The organism is Azospirillum sp. B510, from assembly GCF_000010725.1.
Taxonomy (GTDB): Bacteria; Pseudomonadota; Alphaproteobacteria; order Azospirillales; family Azospirillaceae; genus Azospirillum; species Azospirillum lipoferum_B.
Window position 1 is genome coordinate 1,910,916 of the sequence record NC_013854.1, and the last position, 17,491, is coordinate 1,928,406.

Below are 17,491 nucleotides of genomic sequence, written 5' to 3' on the forward strand. Positions count from 1 at the left end.
AGGATCAGAGGGTCTTCAGGAACGACTCGACATCGGCGGGCGTGCCGACCGACACCGCCGCCAGATCCTTGTCGATACGCTTGGCCAACCCAGCCAGCACCTTGCCGGAGCCGACCTCGACCAGCCGCTCGACACCCTGCTCCTTCATGGAGAGCACGCATTCGCGCCAGCGGACCATGCCGGTCACCTGTTCGACCAGCAGACGGCGGATGGCGTTGGGATCGGACACCGCCGACGCGGTGACGTTCGCCACGACCGGAACCACCGGCGCGGAGATGGTCACGTTCCCCAGGGCCTCCGCCATCGCGTCGGCGGCCGGCTGCATCAGCGCGCAATGGAAGGGGGCGGATACCGGCAGGCGCACCGAGCGCTTCAGCCCACGTTCCGCCGCCAGCACGATCGCGCGGTCAATGGCGTCGGCGCCGCCGGAAATAACCACCTGTCCGACCGAATTGTCGTTGGCGATGCTGCACACCTCGCCCTGGGCGGCATCGGCGGCGATCGCCCGCGCCTGCTCCAGGTCGGCGCCCAGCAGGGCCGCCATGGCGCCCTTGCCGACCGGAACCGCCTTCTGCATCGCCTGACCGCGCAGCTTGAGAAGGCGCGCGGTATCGGCCAGCGAGAAGGCGCCGGCGGCGCAGAGCGCGGAATATTCGCCCAGCGAGTGACCGGCGACGAAGCTGGCATGCCTGGACAGGTCGACCCCGCCTTCGCTCGCCAAGACCCGCATCACCGCGACACTGACCGCCATCAGGGCGGGCTGGGCATTCTCCGTCAGGGTCAGGTCGGCCTCGGGTCCCTCGACCATCAGGCGCGACAGCCTCTGGTTCAGCGCGTCATCGACCTCCTCAAAGGTGTGACGAGCGACTTCGAACGCCTCGGCGAGTTCGCGGCCCATGCCGACGGCCTGGCTGCCTTGCCCCGGAAAGACGAACGCCCTGGTCATGCTTCGGTGAAACCCTGGATGATTGCGCCCCGCCCCTGCGGCGGCACCATGGATTGGGCGACAGTCATACCCTCACTTTTTAGCAAGTCAAGCGACGCGCGATGACCAAAGCGACAATGATGCGATAAAACGCCACGTATTGAGGCAGATCGCCCACGAAAAACCGCCATCGACAGGGGGTTGTTCGTGGGGAGATCAGGGACATGGCGCGCCGGGTCTTTCACCGTCTGCCGCAGCGCAAATCAAAGGCCCGCGGTCACGCCTTGCCCATCAGCGCGACTCCGGTCCAAGGCCTGATCCGCGCCAGCGCCTCCAACACCATCGGCCCCATCAGGCCCGAAAGCAGCGCCGCGCAGAAAATCACGCCATCCCTGGCATCCAGCCGGTGCAGGACCAAGCGGGCGCCGGCGGCGAACAGGGCGTGATGCAGGTAAATGGCGTAGGAGGAATCCCCCACGATGCGGAAAACCCGGCTCGACGGCATGGCGTGCAGAAGGGTCACCGCGCCGCCCATGCCACACAGGAGGGCGACACCGCTGTTCCAGCCGAAATGGGGCAGAAGGCCCCACAGCGACGCCTGATGAAGGGTGACGCCGATCGCAAGGGCGCCACCCGCCATGCCCAGCATGGCCTGACGTGGCGCCATGGCCCGGAACCGGGTCACGCCGACCCCCAGCAGGAAATGGGGCAGCAGGAAACAGGCCTCGTTCACCGACATCATGTTCGAGTCGCTGTGGGCCGTCAGACAGGTCGCCACCGCCGCCGCCATGGCCAACGCGAACCCGCCCGGCCTGTCCATGGCATGAAACGCGTCGAGCAGCGCCACCACGGCGAAAATCAGGAACAGCGCCTGCAAATACCAGAAGTGGGCATAGGAGAAGACATAGATCCGCCACATCGAGTCGGGAGCGAAGCTGCCGTTCGCACCGGGCACGTGGATCTGTAGAAGATAGAAGAGTGTCGACACCACCAGGAACGGGATCCCCAGGCGGCGCGACTTCTTGACGAAGAAGGTTCCCAGCCGGCCGTCCCCGACCGGGTTCAGCGCGTAGACGAGTCCCGAGATGAAGGTGAAGAGCGGCATCCGGATCAGCTCGAAGCTGTCGGTGGCATAGCGGTAGATCGACCCGTCCGCCACCTGCATTCCGGTTCCCGGAATGCCGACGACGTGATAGGCGACCAGCAGGATGCAGGCCAGCCCCCTCAATTCCACGACATGATAAGGCAATATGGTCTTGCGCATGGCATCTCCGGGCCGCGGACAGTCATCCGCTGGCGGAGAGCGGTCGGAGGTGAGCCCCGAAACTCCGCCTGGGCGGCAGCTCGAAGATGGCGTCCGCGCCGGTCGATTGCACTTCGGTCAAATGCGTCGAATCATATCCCGAGCGATATCCACGGCCGCACAGCGGCTACCCAGCCCATGCCGGGCTCCGCACGGCCGGGTTCATCCGGGTGGCGTCCGCCGGCGCGAACGGAGTTTTTTGAAGCGACACGGAGGCTGGCCGATTTTGGCTTGCCCCCGCCGCCGGTCTGTGCATACTGCGCCGCTTCATAACTCCTTGCCGGCGGCCCGCCGTCGGTTAGGCCCGGGCGGCTGATCCGATCCATGAGGGATGGGGCGCAGCGCCGGACCATGAACAGCCATGGGGAGTGCAATGGCACTTTACGAGTGCGTGCTGATCGCGCGCCAGGACATTTCGGCCGCCCAGGCCGAGCAGCTCTCTGAGCAGTTCGCCCAGATCGTCCGCGACAACGGCGGCACGATCGCCAAGAGCGAATACTGGGGTCTGAAGACCCTCACCTACAAGATCAAGAAGAACCGCAAGGGTCACTACACCCTCTTCAACATCGACGCGCCGGCCGCCGCCGTCGCCGAGATGGAGCGGAACATGAGCATCAGCGAAGATGTGCTGCGCTTCATGACCGTGCGTGTCGACGCCCTTGATGCCAACCCGTCGGCGATGATGCAGAGCCGCAACGAGCGTGGTGAGCGCGGCGAGCGTGGCGACCGCGGCCCGCGTCGCTTCGACGACCGTGGCCCGCGTCCGCCGCGCCGTCAGGAAAACGTTGCCGCCGCCGAAGGGGAGACCGCGTAAATGTCCGACAAGCAGACCACGGGCGCTCCCGCCCGCACCGGCGGTGCCCGCCGTCCGTTCTTCCGCCGCCGCAAGACCTGCCCGTTCTCGGGCGCGAACGCTCCGGCGATCGACTACAAGGACGTCAAGCTGCTGTCCCGCTTCATCTCCGAGCGCGGGAAGATCGTCCCGAGCCGCATCACCGCGGTCTCGACGAAGAAGCAGCGCGAACTGGCCCGCGCCATCAAGCGCGCCCGTTTCCTGGCCCTTCTCCCCTATGTGGTGAAGTAAGCCCGGCAACGGCCGATCTGTTTCGGTGAAGGTTCAATAAGGGGTTTCCATGGCCTTGGGTCCGGCCGTACCGCTGGTGATCGCCGTCGGCGGCGGGCTGGCAAGCGCGTTCTTCTACCTGTCGGTCACGTTCGGCGGGTTCGGCGCGCTGATCCTCGGCTATCTGGCCCCCCTGCCCCTGTTCCTGACGGGACTGTGGCTGGGGGCGCCGGCGGTGGCGCTGGCCGGTTTGGCCGGCGCCTTCGCGGTGATGCTGGGCACCTCCGGCAGCATGCTGGTGGCATTGTCCTATCTGGTGACCGGGGCCGCCCCGGTGATCCTGGTGGTCAGACAATCGCTGTTGGCACGGTCGCGGGGGGATGGAAGCCTGGAATGGTATCCACCCGGCCGGGTCCTGATGGGCCTGACCGGGATGGGTGTGGCGGCGCTGCTCGCCGCGGTGATCCTGACGCTCGGCGAGCCCGGTGGGCTTGAAGGGCTGATGCGGCAGACACTGGCACGCGTTGTCGAGCCGGTGTTCCGCGCGCAGGGCCAACCGGCCCCGGATCCCGAGGCGTTCTGGGTCGCCGCCATCCTGCCGGGTCTCGTTGCGGTCTCATGGCTTGTCATGACGATCGTCAACGCGGTGCTGGCGCAGGGGGCGCTGATGCGGTTCGGCCGCAACCGGCGCCCCGCCATGCGTCTGGCCGAGCTGGAGTTGCCCAACTGGTTGGCACCGCTGTTCGCGGTGTCGGTCGCGGCGGCTTCGGTCGTACCGGGAACCGCAGGGTTCCTGGCGGTCAATCTGGCGCTGATCCTGGCGGTGCCATTCGCCTTCGCCGGGCTTTCGGTGGTTCATGTATTCGCCAGCAGCAAATCGGCGCGCACGCTGATCCTCGTTGGCTTCTACATGATGCTGTTTCTCTTCGGGTGGCCGATCCTGCTTTTGGTCGGCCTGGGCATGATCGAGCAATGGATCGGGCTGCGCCGCCGGTTTTCCCCCGCGGCCCCCGGTCAGGAGGACGAGTGATGGAAGTTATTCTGCTGGAACGGGTTGAGAAGCTCGGCCAGATGGGCCAGGTCGTCAATGTGCGTCCCGGCTTCGCCCGCAACTATCTGCTGCCGCAGAAGAAGGCCATGCGCGCCACCAAGGCGAACCTGGCGGTCTTCGAGAAGCAGAAGGCCCACCTTGAGGCCGTGAACCTGGAGCGCCGCAAGGACGCGGAGCAGGTTGCGACCAAGATGGACAACGTGTCGGTCGTCGTGATCCGTCAGGCCGCCGAGACCGGCGTCCTGTACGGTTCGGTGACCACCCGCGACGTCTCCGACGCGCTGACCGCCGCCGGCTACAAGACCGACCGCAAGCAGGTCCAGATCGACACCCCGATCAAGACCCTGGGTCTGTTCAAGCTGCGCGTCGTGCTGCATCCGGAAGTCTCGATCACGGTGACGGTCAACGTCGCCCGTTCGGCCGAGGAGGCCGAACTGCAGGCCCAGCGTGGTGGCATGATCACCGCCGCCGATCTGCGTGACGATGACGAGGAAGAAGAGACCTACGTCGAAGAGGCCGCGACCGAGGAAGAGGAGGGCTGATCGCCCTTCCGCCGACGGAGTTCCGGGGGGGTCTCCCCAGTGATTTCGACGGCACCGCCCGCACCGCTCGTCCGGAAGCCGCCCACCCCACCCGGGGTTGGGCGGTTTTCCGTATCGCGGCCGTGGATATCCGAAGCCGCCGAGCGCCGACCAGACTGTATGCATACACCCACAATGCCCAATGGGGTAGGAATGCTGACCGATTGACAGATTGTGGGACATCTCCTTGCGCGCCATGCTGGGAATGGCACCGCGGAAGGAGTTCGGCATGCTGCTGGTTCGCCTGCTTGCCGCCGCCAAGGGCGACGGAACACTGATTCTCGTCACAGCCGATGGCAAGAGCCATCGGATCGGCTCCGGTCCACCGACTCTGACTCTTCGCCTCCATGACCGGGCCGTCGAACGGGACCTGCTGATCAACCCGCGCCTGCGTTTCGGCGAAGCCTATATGGACGGCCGCTTTTCGATCGATGGCGGCACCATTTACGACCTGCTGGCGATGCTGATGAGCGGTGCGGAGGTGCAGGGCGCCCTGGGACGCGCCCTGGACTCGCTGTCGCCCTTGCTGCGCCGGGTACAGCAATATAATCCGATGCGGCGTTCAAGGGAGAATGTCGAGCATCACTACAATCTTTCCCGCGAGTTCTATCGGCTCTTTCTCGATCGAGACATGCAATATTCCTGCGCCTACTTCGCCGAGCCCGGCTTGTCGCTGGACGAGGCGCAGGAGGCCAAGAAGCGGCATATCGCGGCGAAGCTGCTCATCGTACCGGGGATGCGGGTGCTCGATATCGGCTGTGGCTGGGGAGGCATGGCGCTTTACCTGGCCCGCCACACCGGCGCGCGGGTGACCGGCATCACCCTGTCGTCGGAACAACTGACGGTCGCGCGCCAGCGGGCGGAAGAGGCGGGACTTGCGGACCGTGTCACTTTCGAATTGCGGGATTATCGCGAATTCGCCGCCGCACATCGCGGGGCTTTCGACCGTATCGTTTCCGTCGGCATGTTCGAGCATGTCGGCGTGCCGCATTACCGCGACTATTTCGACGCCGTGCGCGACATGCTGAATGACGATGGGGTGGCGCTGATCCACTCCATCGGCCGGCTCGACGGGCCGGCAAGCACCAATCCCTGGATCCGCAAATACATCTTCCCCGGCGGCTACTCCCCCGCTCTGTCGGAAGTGTTGCCGGTCATCGAGCGCTCCGGCCTGCTCGCCACCGATCTGGAGATTCTGCGGCTGCATTATGCCGAGACGCTGCGCCACTGGCGCGCCCGCTTCAACGCCCGCCGGGAAAAGGCGAAGGCGCTGTATGACGAACGGTTCTGCCGGATGTGGGAATTCTATCTGGCTGGTGCCGAGTTGTCGTTCCGTCTGCAGGGTCACATGGTGTTCCAGGTCCAACTCGCCCGCTCGCTGGGTGCGGCACCGCTGACGCGCGACTATATGCTGAATGCGGAACGTGACCTCGCTTCGACCGTGACCGATCCGACGGAGCAGGCGCCGTCACCCAGGACGGAAATCACCATCCCCTGAGCAAGCCGCGTTTCACACCCGGCCAAGCGATGGGACCGTCCGGTTTCCATGTCCACCCGTGGCGGGACGGTCGCTCAGATGGGAGGCGGACTCTCTTCCGTCTCCCATCCGTGAACACAGGTCCGGTTCCGGCCGGTGGCCTTGGCGCTGTAGAGCGCGGTGTCGGCATTCCTGATCCAGGTCTCCCAACTGTCTCCTTGCCGGCATTCGGCAACGCCCAGGCTGACGGTCGCTCGCTGCCCGCCTGGAAAGACATGGCTTTCCAACTGTATCCGGAGTCGCTCGGCGGTGGACACCGCTTCGGCGACCGTGGTTCCCGGCAGCAGGATGATGAACTCCTCACCTCCCCAGCGGCCAAGCAAGTCGATCGAGCGAACCGAACGCCGCGCCAGGTCCGCGAACCCGATGAGAACCTCGTCCCCCACCCAATGCCCGTGCAGATCGTTCAACGATTTAAAGTGATCCAGATCGGCGAGGATCATCGATACCGGCCGGCCGTTGCGCTCCAGAACCGCCATTTCGTGCCGCGCCACCTCCTCCACCCGCATCCGGTTCCAGCAATCGGTCAATTTGTCTTTCATCGCTATAATCCGCAGACGATCCGCTGAACGTTCGACGGCCATCAGGAGAAATCCATTGGATACCAAAATGAGATTTGCCAGCGACGATACATAGGTGACGGTCTGGATCAGCGATGCGTTTAAAGCGCCGCTCAACAATTCAGGGAAAAAGATACCCGCAACGATGCGAAGAGATGTTACAAAGACGGTGATTGATATTCCGATGAAAACGACACACCAACCACGCCCAACAAGCTGGTTACGTTCAACTATTATGATTCTAATCATCATGCATAGCTGAAAAACAAACAAAATATTACCAGAAATTATCTTGTTAACTAATTCAAATAAAGGGATTATGAAAAATAATATTATCAAAATTGGAGGACACCAAAAAATTATTCGATTCACACTCCTGGAAAAGAAAAAATTTATCGCTAGATAAAACAAAGACAGCGTCAATGAAATGAGAAAATTTCCTCCAATGATGGAAATCACGTCAGAAATACTCCCTCTTTCATATAGAAGGACATATGCAAACCCGTTTGTCGCCAACCCTATCGACCAGGTCCACAACCCATCCCTGTCATTTTTCCAATTTACAAGTCCAATCGACAGAGCAAGAAAAAAACTCAAAAGAGCAGTGATGATGAATGTCGTCGGAATATGAAGGATTAACATATCTACTCCCGAAGAATTCCCTCACTCTTTTACCATCAAGCCTGAAAATGGCAATGATACTTCCATCGCTTTCGGAAGACACTTAACATTCGACAGTTGATAAAACTGATTTTGTCCCCGCGCCTTCCGTCTGCGATCCGCGACCCGCGTGTTCAGCGCTCCCGGCATACAGGGAAAGCATGACCGATCCGCCAAAGCGAGGCCCGCGACCGCCGATAAGAGCGAACCTCTCCCGCCGATCCGCGCGACAAAAAACCGAATGTGGCGACTTTCACCGGTAATACCAATTTCCTTGTTTTGATTGCCGGACACAGGCGGCATGAAAGAAATCCCGCGACATTGAGCCCCTATGCATTGCCGTGCCTTCCTTTCCGTCACGGGGCAATGCTATATAACCGCGATTGATTTCCGCCCGGGGTACCGGGGAGCCACCCATGCGGCATGCTCCCCGGCAACAAGCGCCCGCTGGACGACGCGCCCGGCTCCCAAGGAATGACAACGCCCTTACCCGTTCGGGGAGATCTCGCACCCATGACCAAGATCAAGGTAGCCAATCCGGTCGTCGAACTCGACGGCGACGAGATGACGCGCATCATCTGGCAGTTCATCAAAGACAAGCTGATCCTGCCCTACCTCGACATCGACCTGAAATACTACGACCTCGGCATCGAGAACCGCGACAAGACCGACGACAAGGTCACCGTCGAGTCGGCGAACGCCATCAAGCAGTATGGCGTCGGCGTCAAGTGCGCGACCATCACCCCGGACGAAGCGCGGGTGAAGGAGTTCAACCTCAAGAAGATGTGGAAGTCGCCGAACGGCACGATCCGCAACATCCTGGGCGGCACCGTCTTCCGCGAGCCGATCGTCTGCTCCAACGTTCCGCGCTACGTTCCGGGCTGGACCAAGCCGATCATCATCGGCCGTCACGCCTTCGGCGACCAATACAAGGCCACCGACTTCGTCGTTCCGGGACCGGGCAAGCTGACGATCAAGTGGGAAGCCACCGACGGCAGCAACAAGATCGAGCACGAGGTGTTCGACTACCCCGGCGCCGGCGTGGCGATGGGCATGTACAACCTCGACGAATCGATCGAGGGCTTCGCCCATTCCAGCTTCATGTACGGCCTGGAGCGTGGCTACTCGGTCTATCTGTCGACGAAGAACACGATCCTGAAGGCCTATGACGGCCGCTTCAAGGACATCTTCCAGAAGGTTTTCGACGAGAGCTACGCCGACCAGTTCAAGGCCAAGGGGCTGGTCTACGAGCACCGCCTGATCGACGACATGGTCGCCTCCGCCCTGAAGTGGGAAGGCGGTTTCGTCTGGGCCTGCAAGAACTACGACGGCGACGTCGAGTCGGACGTGGTGGCGCAGGGCTTCGGCTCGCTCGGCCTGATGACCTCGGTCCTGGTCACGCCGGACGGCAAGACCGTCGAGGCCGAGGCCGCCCACGGCACGGTGACCCGCCACTATCGCGAGCACCAGAAGGGCAAGGAGACCTCGACCAACCCGATCGCCTCGATCTATGCCTGGACCCAGGGCCTGGCCTATCGCGGCAAGTTCGACAACACCCCGGACGTCATCAAGTTCGCCCAGACGCTGGAACGCGTCTGCGTCGAGACGGTCGAATCCGGCTACATGACCAAGGATCTCGCCATCCTGATCGGCCCGCAGCAGCCGTGGCTGACCACCAAGCAGTTCCTGGACAAGCTGTCGGACAATCTCGAAAAGAAGATGGCCGCCTGGTCGTAACGCCGGCTGCGTCTTCAAGGGTGCGACGCCGCGTCCGGGTCAAACCGGACGGCAGCTCGGCTAGGGTTCGAGCGGGGAGTTTCGGCTCCCCGCTTTTTTCTTGCCCGCTTCCAGAAAGGACCGCACCCGATGCCCAACGATCTGTTCCGCGTCGCCGTCGTCGGCGCCGGCGAGACCGGAACGCCGCTGCTGCGCAAGCTGCTGGCCGCCCCCTTCGTCGAAGTGCTGGGCGTGGCGGACCTTGATGCCGAGGCGCCGGGCATGCTGCTGGCCGGCCATCGCGGCGTGACCACCACCACCGATTTCCACGAACTGGCCCGGCTGGGCGAAGGGCTGGACGTGCTGATCGACGTCACCGGCGTGCCGGCGGTCCGCGAGTCCCTGCGCAAGGCGATGCAGGAGACCGGCAACCATCACACCGTGATCGTCCATGAGATGGTCGTGCAGTTGATGCTGTCGCTGCTCAACGGCGATCTGGTGCAACTGAAGCACGACACCCGGGATTATTGAGCGCGACCGGCCCGGCGGCGGGATTTGCAGCCTCCGCGAATTGGCTCATGATGGGCCGAGGGCGCCCGTCGCGGCGCCCGCCCCTGTCAGGAGCGGCCATCGATGGAACTCGGCATTCTGGTCATCGCGGCGTTCGTACTGGTCGTCCTGCTGGCGATCACCAGCGTCCGCATCGTCCCCCAGGGCTTCAACTTCATCGTCGAGCGGCTGGGGCGCTACCAGGAAACGCTGCATCCCGGCTTCAACGTCATCTTCCCGGTCATCAGCTCGGTCCGCGCCAAGGTCGACATGCGCGAGACGGTGGTGGATGTGCCGTCGCAAAGCGTCATCACCAAGGACAACGCCGCGGTGACCGCCGACGGTGTGCTGTATTTCCAGGTCCTGGACCCGATGAAGGCGATCTATGAGGTCAACGACCTGCAACGGGCGATCCAGACCTTGGCGATGACCACCACCCGCACGGTGATGGGGTCCATGGATCTGGATGAGCTGCTGAGCCAGCGCGAGGCGATCAACGCCAGCCTGCTGCGCGCGGTGGACGAGGCCACCGCCTCCTGGGGGGTCAGGGTGACGCGCATCGAACTGCGCGACATCACCCCGCCCGACGACATCGTCCAGGCGATGGGCCGGCAGTTGAAGGCCGAACGGTTGCGCCGCGCCCAGATCCTGGAGGCCGACGCCGAGAAGGAAAGCCAGATCCGCATCGCCCAGGGCAAGCTGGAGGCCGCCAAGCTGGAGGCCGAAGCCCGCGAGCGTCTGGCGGAGGCCGAAGCCAAGGCGACCCGTCTGGTGTCGGATGCGGTGGCGCAGGGCTCCAACCAGGCGCTCGGCTATTTCCTCGGGCAGAAATACATGGAGGCGCTGAAGGCCTTCGCCGCCTCCCCCAACCAGAAGACGATGATCCTGCCGGTGGAGCTGGCCGGCGTCGCCGGTGCGCTCGCCGGGCTGGGCGACCTGCTGCGCGACGCCACCCCGCCCCGGACAGCCGCCCCACCGCCGGCGGCTCCGCGCAATCCCTGGTCGGTGCCGCCGACGACGCCGACGGATGGGGCCTGACGATGTCGCCACTGCTGTGGGGGGCGCTGGGCGCCGTGCTGATCGCGGCGGAGCTGGTGATCCCCGGAATTTTCCTGATCTGGTTCGGCGGGGCGGCCCTGCTGACCGGGCTGGTCACCGCGCTGTGGCAGGGGTGGGGACTGGTCGGCGAGGCCGGATTCTTCACCGTCGCCGCCGGTGCCGCGGTCGTGGCCGCCATCCTGCGGGCTCGCCGCCGCAGCGCGTTGACCGATGGCGAAGCCATGCGGATCAACGACCGCGCCGGCCAACTGGTCGGACGGGCGGTGACGCTGAGCGAACCGATCGTCAACGGACGGGGACGGGTGTTCGTCGGCGACACGCTGTGGTCGGTCGAGGGGCCGGACCGGCCGGACGGGGCGACGATGCTGGTCGCCGGCCATAAGGGGATGGTGCTGGTTCTGCGCGATGCCGCGGAGGGACGATAAGACCGCCCTGCCCCGCCGAACCGATCCCAACGAAAAAGCCCGCCTCTCCCCCGAGAGCGGGCTTTTTCGGGAAACTCGGCGATCGGTCAGGCGGCGCCGACGTTGCGGTCCTCGTCACGCTTCTTGCCGCCCGAGGCCGGCTGGTAGGCCAGGGCCGCATGCTCCGCGCAATAAGGCATGCCGGGCAGCGCGGTCTTGCCGCAGAAATGGAAATCCTGATGCTTGGGATCACCGACCGGCCATTTGCACATGCGCTCGGTCAGGGCCAGGATGGTGGCGCCGCGCGTGGGCTTCTTCTTGATGGGCGACGGCCGGCCGGACAAGCCCAGGCGATGGGCCTTGCCGATGACGGCGTTGCGGGTGATATCTCCCAGAATGTCGGCGATCTCGCTCGCGCTCAAACCCTGGGACCAGAGATCCTTGAGCTGTTGAATCCGCTCGTCCGTCCAACTCATCCCCGAGTACTCCCGATCCGGTGTCCGGTTATGCTGTGGCATAGGGGTCACGGTCTAGTGCCGTTTTCCATAAGCCGCAACATTTTGTGCCAGCCGGTGAGGAAGCTACCAGATGACGGCCGCCGACGATAGGGGGCGCGGCAACATTCCTGTTGATAAGTCCGTGGGTGGACTTATGAGTTCAGCGCGCCATAGACCTCCTCGGCGATTCCGGACAGGGTGTCCCTGTCGGCCTCGCCGGCGACGGCCAGAGCCAACCCATTGTCCTGCCAATACAAAGCGCGCACGCCGCCGTCCTGGGCGAAGCGGAAGGCCGAACCGGAGGTGTTGGGAGAGGGGCGGATATACAACGTGATGCGACGCCCGGCCGCATCCTCGTACATGTACATTGCAACAGGTCCAGCGGAATCCGCCAGCAGACGGCCGCCGATCAACTGATAGCCCCCCTTGGTGACCCTTGGGCAACGCATGCTCTTGCCCAGCCGCTTGGACAGCCAGTTGACCAGATGCGCCTCCTCGTCGACGCCGATCTCGACCGGATGGCGGACCTCGACGGAAAAGACGCGGTGGGCGGCGACGGCGTCGGCGATGAAGTCGGCGGTCAGCGGCTCGCCCCCCCGCCCGGCCCAGCCCGGTCCGGCCATGCGGTCGCGCAGCAGCCAGCCGCCGGTCCCGCCGGCGACGAACATCAGGAGCGAGGCGGCAATCGCCGTTCCCCACCAGACGCCCCGGCCCCAGCCACGCGGAGCCCGGTCCGCCCGCTCCCCCCATTCCAAAGGATCACGCGCGAGGAAGGGCGGGGTCAGGCGCTCGGGCAGCGGTTGGTCGATCAGCGCCCCGAAGCTCTGGCCCAGCAGGGAGCGCTGGGCACGGTAGCGGTCGAAGCGCCGGGCGACCTCCGGATTGCCGGCGAGGTGCAGTTCGACATCGGCGAGCCGCTCCTCCGGCAATTCTCCGTCGAGCCAGGCATGCAGCTCGGCCTCGGTCACGGGATTGCGGGTGCCGCTCATCACTTGATCCTCCTGACGACCTGCTCGGTACCACCGTCCAGCAGGACCCTCAATTTCTCGCGCGCCCGCGCCAGCCGCGACATCACCGTCCCGATCGGCAGCTCCAGAACCTCCGCCACCTCGCGGTAGGACAACCCCTCCATTCCGGTCAGCAGCAGGATGGTGCGGTGCTCGTCGGTCAGCTGGGCGAAGGCGCGGACGAAGTCGCGCACCGCCCCGCGATCGGCCGGCGGGGCGCTGAGCGCCAGATCGTCGGCCAGGTCCTCCACCGGCACCTCGGCCCCGCGCCGCCGCCGGCCGCGCTGGGTGGAGATGTGCAGGTTGTGCAGGATCGTCATCAGCCAGCCGCCGAGCTTCGACGGGTCGCGCAGCGCATGGCGGTTGGCCAGCGCCTTCTCCACGCAATCCTGGACCAGATCGTCGGCGTCCGACCGGTTGCCCACCAGGGCGGTCGCGTAGCGCCGGAGCCGCGGCACATGGGCGGCGATGGCGCGGTCGTCGATGTCGGGCGGGGTCATGTCGGGTCCGGAAAGCGCGTCGTCACCCGTCATGACGCCCCACCCCGCCGCTTTATTCCCGCAGCGCCCATGATTTCACAAGCCCGGAGAGGAGAAGCCGGCCTTGCCGTCGAAATTGCTGAGATTCTCGGTCTGGGTGAAATCGATCCCCGCCGCCGCCAGCCGGCCCAACAGCTCGACGATCGCGCCATGCCGCACCGGGCCGTGCTGCGACAGGAAGCGGCAGCGCCAATGGTCGGTGCAGAAGACGCCGGCATTGCCGTCCGGCCACACCCGCTGCGAGCGGTTGGAGATGCTGGTGAGCCGCAGCGCCTCGGTCGACAGCGGCAGGACCAGCTCGGCGAGATCGTCGGGCAGCCCGCCCGACCATTGCAGGAAGACGTCGACCCCGACCAGCTCCTTCAACGCCCGCACGCGCGGAGCCAACCGGTTGAGGCCGTCATAGGTCGGCCGCGCGGTGGAATATCCCACCGGCGGCATGGTGACCGGGGTCTGCCCCAAACGCTCCACCACCGCCTCGGCGAAGGCGGCGGTGCCGGCGCGCACCCGCCCCAGCCCGCGGGCGTAGATGTCCGCGGTGTGGATGCCGTCCTCGATCGTCTTCAGCCAGGCATTGTGGATGCGGGCGGCGATGTCGCCCTGGCCGATATGGACCAGCATCATCACCGCGGCCATCAGCAGGCCCGACGGGTTGGCGATGCCCTGCCCGGCGATCATCGGGGCGGAGCCGTGGATCGCCTCGAACATGGCGCAGCTCTCGCCGATGTTGGCGGAGCCGGCCAGCCCGACCGAGCCGGTGAGCTGGGCGGCGATGTCCGACACGATGTCGCCATAGAGATTGAGGGTGACGATGACGTCGAAGCGCTCCGGCTGGTCGGCCAGCCGGGCGGCGCCGATGTCGACGATCATGTGGTCGGCCTTGATCTCCGGATAATCGGCGGCGATCTCGTAGAAGATCTTCAGGAACAGCCCGTCCGTCATCTTCATGACGTTGTCCTTGACGAAGGCCGTCACCTTCTGCCGGTGATTGGAGCGGGCGAAGTCGAAGGCGTAGCGGACGATGCGTTCCGAGCCCGGCCGCGAGATCAGCTTCACCGACTGGATGACGTCGTCGGTCTGCCGGTGCTCGATCCCGGCATAGAGGTCCTCCTCGTTCTCGCGGATGATGACCACATCCATGCGCGGATGGCGGGTGCGGACATAGGGATGGTAGGACACGCAGGGCCGCACATTGGCGAACAGGCCGAGCGTGGTGCGGGCGACCACGTTCAGCGACTTGTTGCCATAGCCCTGGGGCGTGGTGATCGGCCCCTTGAGGAAGACCCGCGTGCGGCGGATCGAGCCCCAGCCGGCGGCGTCCAGCCCGCCGGGATGGCCGCGCTTGTAGACCGCCTCGCCGGCCGGAACCTCTTCCACCTTCAGCCGCGCGCCGGCCGCAGTCATCACATGAAGCACCGCGGCCATGATTTCCGGGCCGATGCCGTCGCCGGGGGCGACCGTGACGGGGGTGATATCGCGCATGCACACACTCCAACGGGACGCGCGACCGTAGACGCAAACCGGGGCCCTTTTCAATGGTTGGAGCCAGCGACGGATCGCAGCAAGGGAAGAGGGGGCGGCGGCCGGCGGAATGGAACATTTGAAACACCGGGAGCGGTTTTCCCGGTGGCGTTCCATGGTGGCGTTCCATGGTGGCGCTCCATGGTTCACCGGCTCAGCCGCCGCGCCGGGGGAAGGCGGCCGCCCCACCCCGCCGTTCCCGCGCCGAACCGAGATTGGGAAAGCGGTCGTCGGGGTTGAGGGTCCAGGGATAGACGCCCTTGGGTCCTTCGGCCTCGGGCCGGGCGAGGACGGCGGCGACCTCATGCGGATCGGGCGGGGTGCGTTCGCGAAGCGCGCCGGGGACGGAATCATCATCGAGATCGGCGGCGGCCAGACCGGCGGCGAAATGGGCGATGGGAGCATCCGCGCAATCGGCCGCCGGGTCGGCCGCCGGGTGAATCGCCGGTTCGGGATCGGCGCCGGCCTCCCGCATGGGATCGGGCGCCGGGCTGGCGGGCGGCATGGTTTGGGACGGCATGGTGTCAGGCGGGGCGGCGTCCCACCCGGCGGCGGCGGGACGGACGGTCTCGGCCGGCTGGCTGTCGAGCCCCTTGAACAGGCCGAGCCGGTCGGCCACCCAGCGGACGGTGGAGGGATCGCCGGCCGAAACCAGCCGCTCGATCTGCTCCGTCGCCAGGGCGCGGAGCGAGGCGAGGCGAAGCTCCGATTCCCGGTTCAGCGCCTGCCGCTCCCACCAGACCCGGTGGGTGAAGGCCGGCGACCCGTAATAGGCCCGCCACAGCGTGGTGCGGCTGCACCCCATGGCGCGGGCGACCTGCTGGAAGGAGGCGCCGCGCGCGAGCATGCCGGCGGCCATCACCCATTGCTCCTCGTGGAAGCGCGAACCGGGCACCAGCGAGCCGTCGGCGGGAACCGGCGGATCCTCGGCCCACCAGGGCAGGCCGGCGGCGGCGGCGTTGGCGGCGTTGTCGGGGGCGTTGGCGGCGGCCTTGTTGGGGGGCAGGCAATCGGCGGGCATGGGGCGGCTCCTGGATCGGGTAGGCGATTACTCCCATTCCAACCCAGGTTTCAGGATATTGATAGGAAAATTATCATAATTTAGAAACCGCTGTCTTCGTCAGGCAGAGGCATGGCTTGAACCCGGGATGTGCGAAAAAATATTCTGATCAAAACTGGACGATGGCCAATATATCAAGAGAAATATGTGATGCTGTTTCGCCACACCAATCATAAGGCAAAACTCTCATCATACATTTGAACACATTACCTGAATTTGGAATTCACTCAATGGTATTATTTATTAATTATAATAATAAACGACATGTACCAATATGATATTTTATAGAGCGCGAAAATGTGATTCATTTCGATTCAATGATTGAGTTGATATTATTTATATTTGAAATGATTATGGTTACGCACAAAGGAACACACAATCTTGTGCATCGCATTATAACCAATCATTGTACAATGGAGTATAAGATGCGTTCTTCTCTCAAGACGGCTATGATTGGCACCGTTCTGGCCTTCGCGGCTTTTTCAGCCGGGGCAGCCCACGCCGACACTGTGACCATCACGTCCAATGCCAGCATCGCCTCGCCGGGTGAAAATCTGTCGTCCAGCTTGAAATGGTCGCACGATCCGACCAGCCCCGAACTGATGATCCAGGTTGCCGGCAAGATCTGCACCCTGATCAGCTCGAAGAAGGCCGGAAGCTCCAATGGTTGCAATTACGCGCTGAACGTCGCGAACGACGGGACGATCACCGGCACACTGACCGCCGGCAACGCCCAATGCACCCCGTCGGCGCAGGTCGCCAGCAGCTGCAAATAATGTGGTGAGCGCCGGCGGATCAAAGCCGCCGGCGACATCCGGCCAAGCCCCCTCCCCACGCTCATCGCGGAGCCCGGTCGTCGAGAGTGCGGAATTCGCGGCGGCCCCACACCTCTACAGCTCGGCGGAGGCGGCTCCCGTGCTGGCCGATGCGCACCCGCTCCGGGTTTCTGCCAGTAGCGGGCCGAATAAAGCGAGTTGCTACACGGGAGAACGTTGGAGACGGGCCGATGTAGATCGGCTGTGCCGCTGGATGTCAGTAGGGCTTTAAAACCACGATAAGAACAATCACGATCATCGCGACGATGATCGCCGGCGGCGCGTAGCACGACATCGCCGCAGGCTGACCCGTCTGGCCAAGTTTCCGAAGCGTGCCTGCCAGCATTCCATGCAGCCCTGACAGGGCGACAACGAACACCAGCTTCATCATCAGCCAGGGCGAGCCGAACCAGCCGCCTTGCATCGCCACGGCCACCCCGAAAAGCCAGGCCAGCAGCATCGCCGGCGCGGTCACCCGGCGGTCCCAACGGCGCAAGGCGTCGATGATATCGGCATGACCTGATGTGTAAGACAGGCTTTTCGAGGTGGAAACAGCGGTGATGGCGATCGCCGCGCCAAACATCCCGCCGATCCAGACCATCACCGAAATTATGTGGAGCCCCTTTATCCATAGATAGGTCATG

20 protein-coding genes are annotated in these 17,491 nt (G+C 64.4%); 10 read left to right on the forward strand and 10 right to left on the reverse strand.

Annotated features, from left to right (window positions below):
* Nucleotides 1-4: 4 nt before the first annotated feature.
* Both fabD and AZL_RS08850 read right to left on the reverse strand, forming a co-directional pair.
* Nucleotides 5-946 carry an ACP S-malonyltransferase gene (gene fabD, locus AZL_RS08845; RefSeq protein ID WP_012974288.1) on the reverse strand — a complete coding sequence of 314 codons (942 nt, stop codon included), beginning with the start codon at nucleotides 944-946 and terminating at the stop codon, nucleotides 5-7.
* Nucleotides 947-1,202: 256 nt separating this feature from the next.
* Nucleotides 1,203-2,189 carry an acyltransferase family protein gene (locus tag AZL_RS08850; RefSeq protein ID WP_012974289.1) on the reverse strand — a complete coding sequence of 329 codons (987 nt, stop codon included), beginning with the start codon at nucleotides 2,187-2,189 and terminating at the stop codon, nucleotides 1,203-1,205.
* A gap of 412 nt (nucleotides 2,190-2,601) precedes the next feature.
* Between AZL_RS08850 and rpsF the strand changes: the two genes are divergently transcribed.
* The 5 genes from rpsF to AZL_RS08875 all read left to right on the forward strand — a co-directional run bounded on the left by rpsF (nucleotide 2,602) and on the right by AZL_RS08875 (nucleotide 6,421).
* A complete protein-coding gene (rpsF, locus tag AZL_RS08855; protein ID WP_012974290.1) occupies nucleotides 2,602-3,042 on the forward strand; it encodes a 30S ribosomal protein S6 in 441 nt (146 codons plus the stop codon).
* Complete coding sequence (gene rpsR, locus AZL_RS08860) at nucleotides 3,043-3,312, forward strand: 30S ribosomal protein S18 (protein WP_012974291.1); 270 nt, start codon at nucleotides 3,043-3,045, stop codon at nucleotides 3,310-3,312.
* Between the two features lie 49 nt (nucleotides 3,313-3,361).
* Nucleotides 3,362-4,321, forward strand: coding sequence for a DUF2232 domain-containing protein (locus tag AZL_RS08865; RefSeq protein ID WP_012974292.1), 960 nt, complete (start codon nucleotides 3,362-3,364; stop codon nucleotides 4,319-4,321).
* Nucleotides 4,321-4,884 carry a 50S ribosomal protein L9 gene (gene rplI / locus AZL_RS08870; RefSeq protein ID WP_012974293.1) on the forward strand — a complete coding sequence of 188 codons (564 nt, stop codon included), beginning with the start codon at nucleotides 4,321-4,323 and terminating at the stop codon, nucleotides 4,882-4,884. The genes AZL_RS08865 and rplI overlap by 1 nt, the downstream gene beginning before the upstream one ends.
* A 268-nt stretch (nucleotides 4,885-5,152) precedes the next feature.
* Nucleotides 5,153-6,421: an SAM-dependent methyltransferase gene (locus AZL_RS08875; RefSeq protein ID WP_012974294.1), complete on the forward strand. Its 1,269-nt coding sequence runs from the start codon at nucleotides 5,153-5,155 to the stop codon at nucleotides 6,419-6,421.
* Between the two features lie 74 nt (nucleotides 6,422-6,495).
* On the opposite strand, the gene AZL_RS34130 is transcribed toward AZL_RS08875, so the two are convergent.
* Both AZL_RS34130 and AZL_RS35385 read right to left on the reverse strand, forming a co-directional pair.
* A complete protein-coding gene (locus AZL_RS34130) occupies nucleotides 6,496-7,662 on the reverse strand; it encodes a GGDEF domain-containing protein (protein WP_012974295.1) in 1,167 nt (388 codons plus the stop codon).
* A 21-nt stretch (nucleotides 7,663-7,683) separates the two neighbouring features.
* Complete coding sequence (locus AZL_RS35385) at nucleotides 7,684-7,983, reverse strand: hypothetical protein (RefSeq protein WP_148219262.1); 300 nt, start codon at nucleotides 7,981-7,983, stop codon at nucleotides 7,684-7,686.
* 210 nt (nucleotides 7,984-8,193) lie between these two features.
* Here AZL_RS35385 and AZL_RS08885 point away from each other — a divergent pair, with 210 nt between their 5' ends.
* The 4 genes from AZL_RS08885 to AZL_RS08900 all read left to right on the forward strand — a co-directional run bounded on the left by AZL_RS08885 (nucleotide 8,194) and on the right by AZL_RS08900 (nucleotide 11,429).
* Nucleotides 8,194-9,417, forward strand: coding sequence for an NADP-dependent isocitrate dehydrogenase (locus AZL_RS08885; protein ID WP_012974296.1), 1,224 nt, complete (start codon nucleotides 8,194-8,196; stop codon nucleotides 9,415-9,417).
* Between the two features lie 129 nt (nucleotides 9,418-9,546).
* A complete protein-coding gene (locus AZL_RS08890; protein WP_012974297.1) occupies nucleotides 9,547-9,927 on the forward strand; it encodes an oxidoreductase in 381 nt (126 codons plus the stop codon).
* A 102-nt stretch (nucleotides 9,928-10,029) separates the two neighbouring features.
* Complete coding sequence (locus AZL_RS08895) at nucleotides 10,030-10,983, forward strand: SPFH domain-containing protein (protein ID WP_012974298.1); 954 nt, start codon at nucleotides 10,030-10,032, stop codon at nucleotides 10,981-10,983.
* A gap of 2 nt (nucleotides 10,984-10,985) precedes the next feature.
* On the forward strand, nucleotides 10,986-11,429 hold the full coding sequence (locus AZL_RS08900) for an NfeD family protein (RefSeq protein ID WP_012974299.1): 444 nt from the start codon (nucleotides 10,986-10,988) through the stop codon (nucleotides 11,427-11,429).
* Between the two features lie 86 nt (nucleotides 11,430-11,515).
* Here AZL_RS08900 and AZL_RS08905 read toward each other — a convergent pair whose 3' ends face one another.
* The 5 genes from AZL_RS08905 to AZL_RS08925 all read right to left on the reverse strand — a co-directional run bounded on the left by AZL_RS08905 (nucleotide 11,516) and on the right by AZL_RS08925 (nucleotide 15,993).
* Entirely contained in the window at nucleotides 11,516-11,884 is a 369-nt protein-coding gene (locus tag AZL_RS08905; RefSeq protein WP_012974300.1) for a GcrA family cell cycle regulator, read from the reverse strand.
* A gap of 173 nt (nucleotides 11,885-12,057) precedes the next feature.
* A complete protein-coding gene (locus AZL_RS08910; RefSeq protein WP_042442845.1) occupies nucleotides 12,058-12,894 on the reverse strand; it encodes an anti-sigma factor family protein in 837 nt (278 codons plus the stop codon).
* Nucleotides 12,894-13,445, reverse strand: coding sequence for an RNA polymerase sigma factor (locus AZL_RS08915; protein WP_012974302.1), 552 nt, complete (start codon nucleotides 13,443-13,445; stop codon nucleotides 12,894-12,896). Before AZL_RS08915 ends, AZL_RS08910 begins: the two co-directional genes overlap by 1 nt.
* A gap of 42 nt (nucleotides 13,446-13,487) precedes the next feature.
* Nucleotides 13,488-14,933, reverse strand: a complete 1,446-nt coding sequence (locus AZL_RS08920; protein WP_012974303.1) for an NADP-dependent isocitrate dehydrogenase — start codon at nucleotides 14,931-14,933, stop codon at nucleotides 13,488-13,490.
* A gap of 193 nt (nucleotides 14,934-15,126) precedes the next feature.
* Nucleotides 15,127-15,993: a hypothetical protein gene (locus AZL_RS08925; protein WP_012974304.1), complete on the reverse strand. Its 867-nt coding sequence runs from the start codon at nucleotides 15,991-15,993 to the stop codon at nucleotides 15,127-15,129.
* 464 nt (nucleotides 15,994-16,457) lie between these two features.
* Between AZL_RS08925 and AZL_RS08930 the strand changes: the two genes are divergently transcribed.
* Entirely contained in the window at nucleotides 16,458-16,808 is a 351-nt protein-coding gene (locus AZL_RS08930; protein WP_148219263.1) for a hypothetical protein, read from the forward strand.
* A 256-nt stretch (nucleotides 16,809-17,064) separates the two neighbouring features.
* On the opposite strand, the gene AZL_RS08935 is transcribed toward AZL_RS08930, so the two are convergent.
* Entirely contained in the window at nucleotides 17,065-17,490 is a 426-nt protein-coding gene (locus AZL_RS08935; protein ID WP_012974305.1) for a CopD family protein, read from the reverse strand.
* Nucleotide 17,491 lies beyond the last annotated feature (1 nt).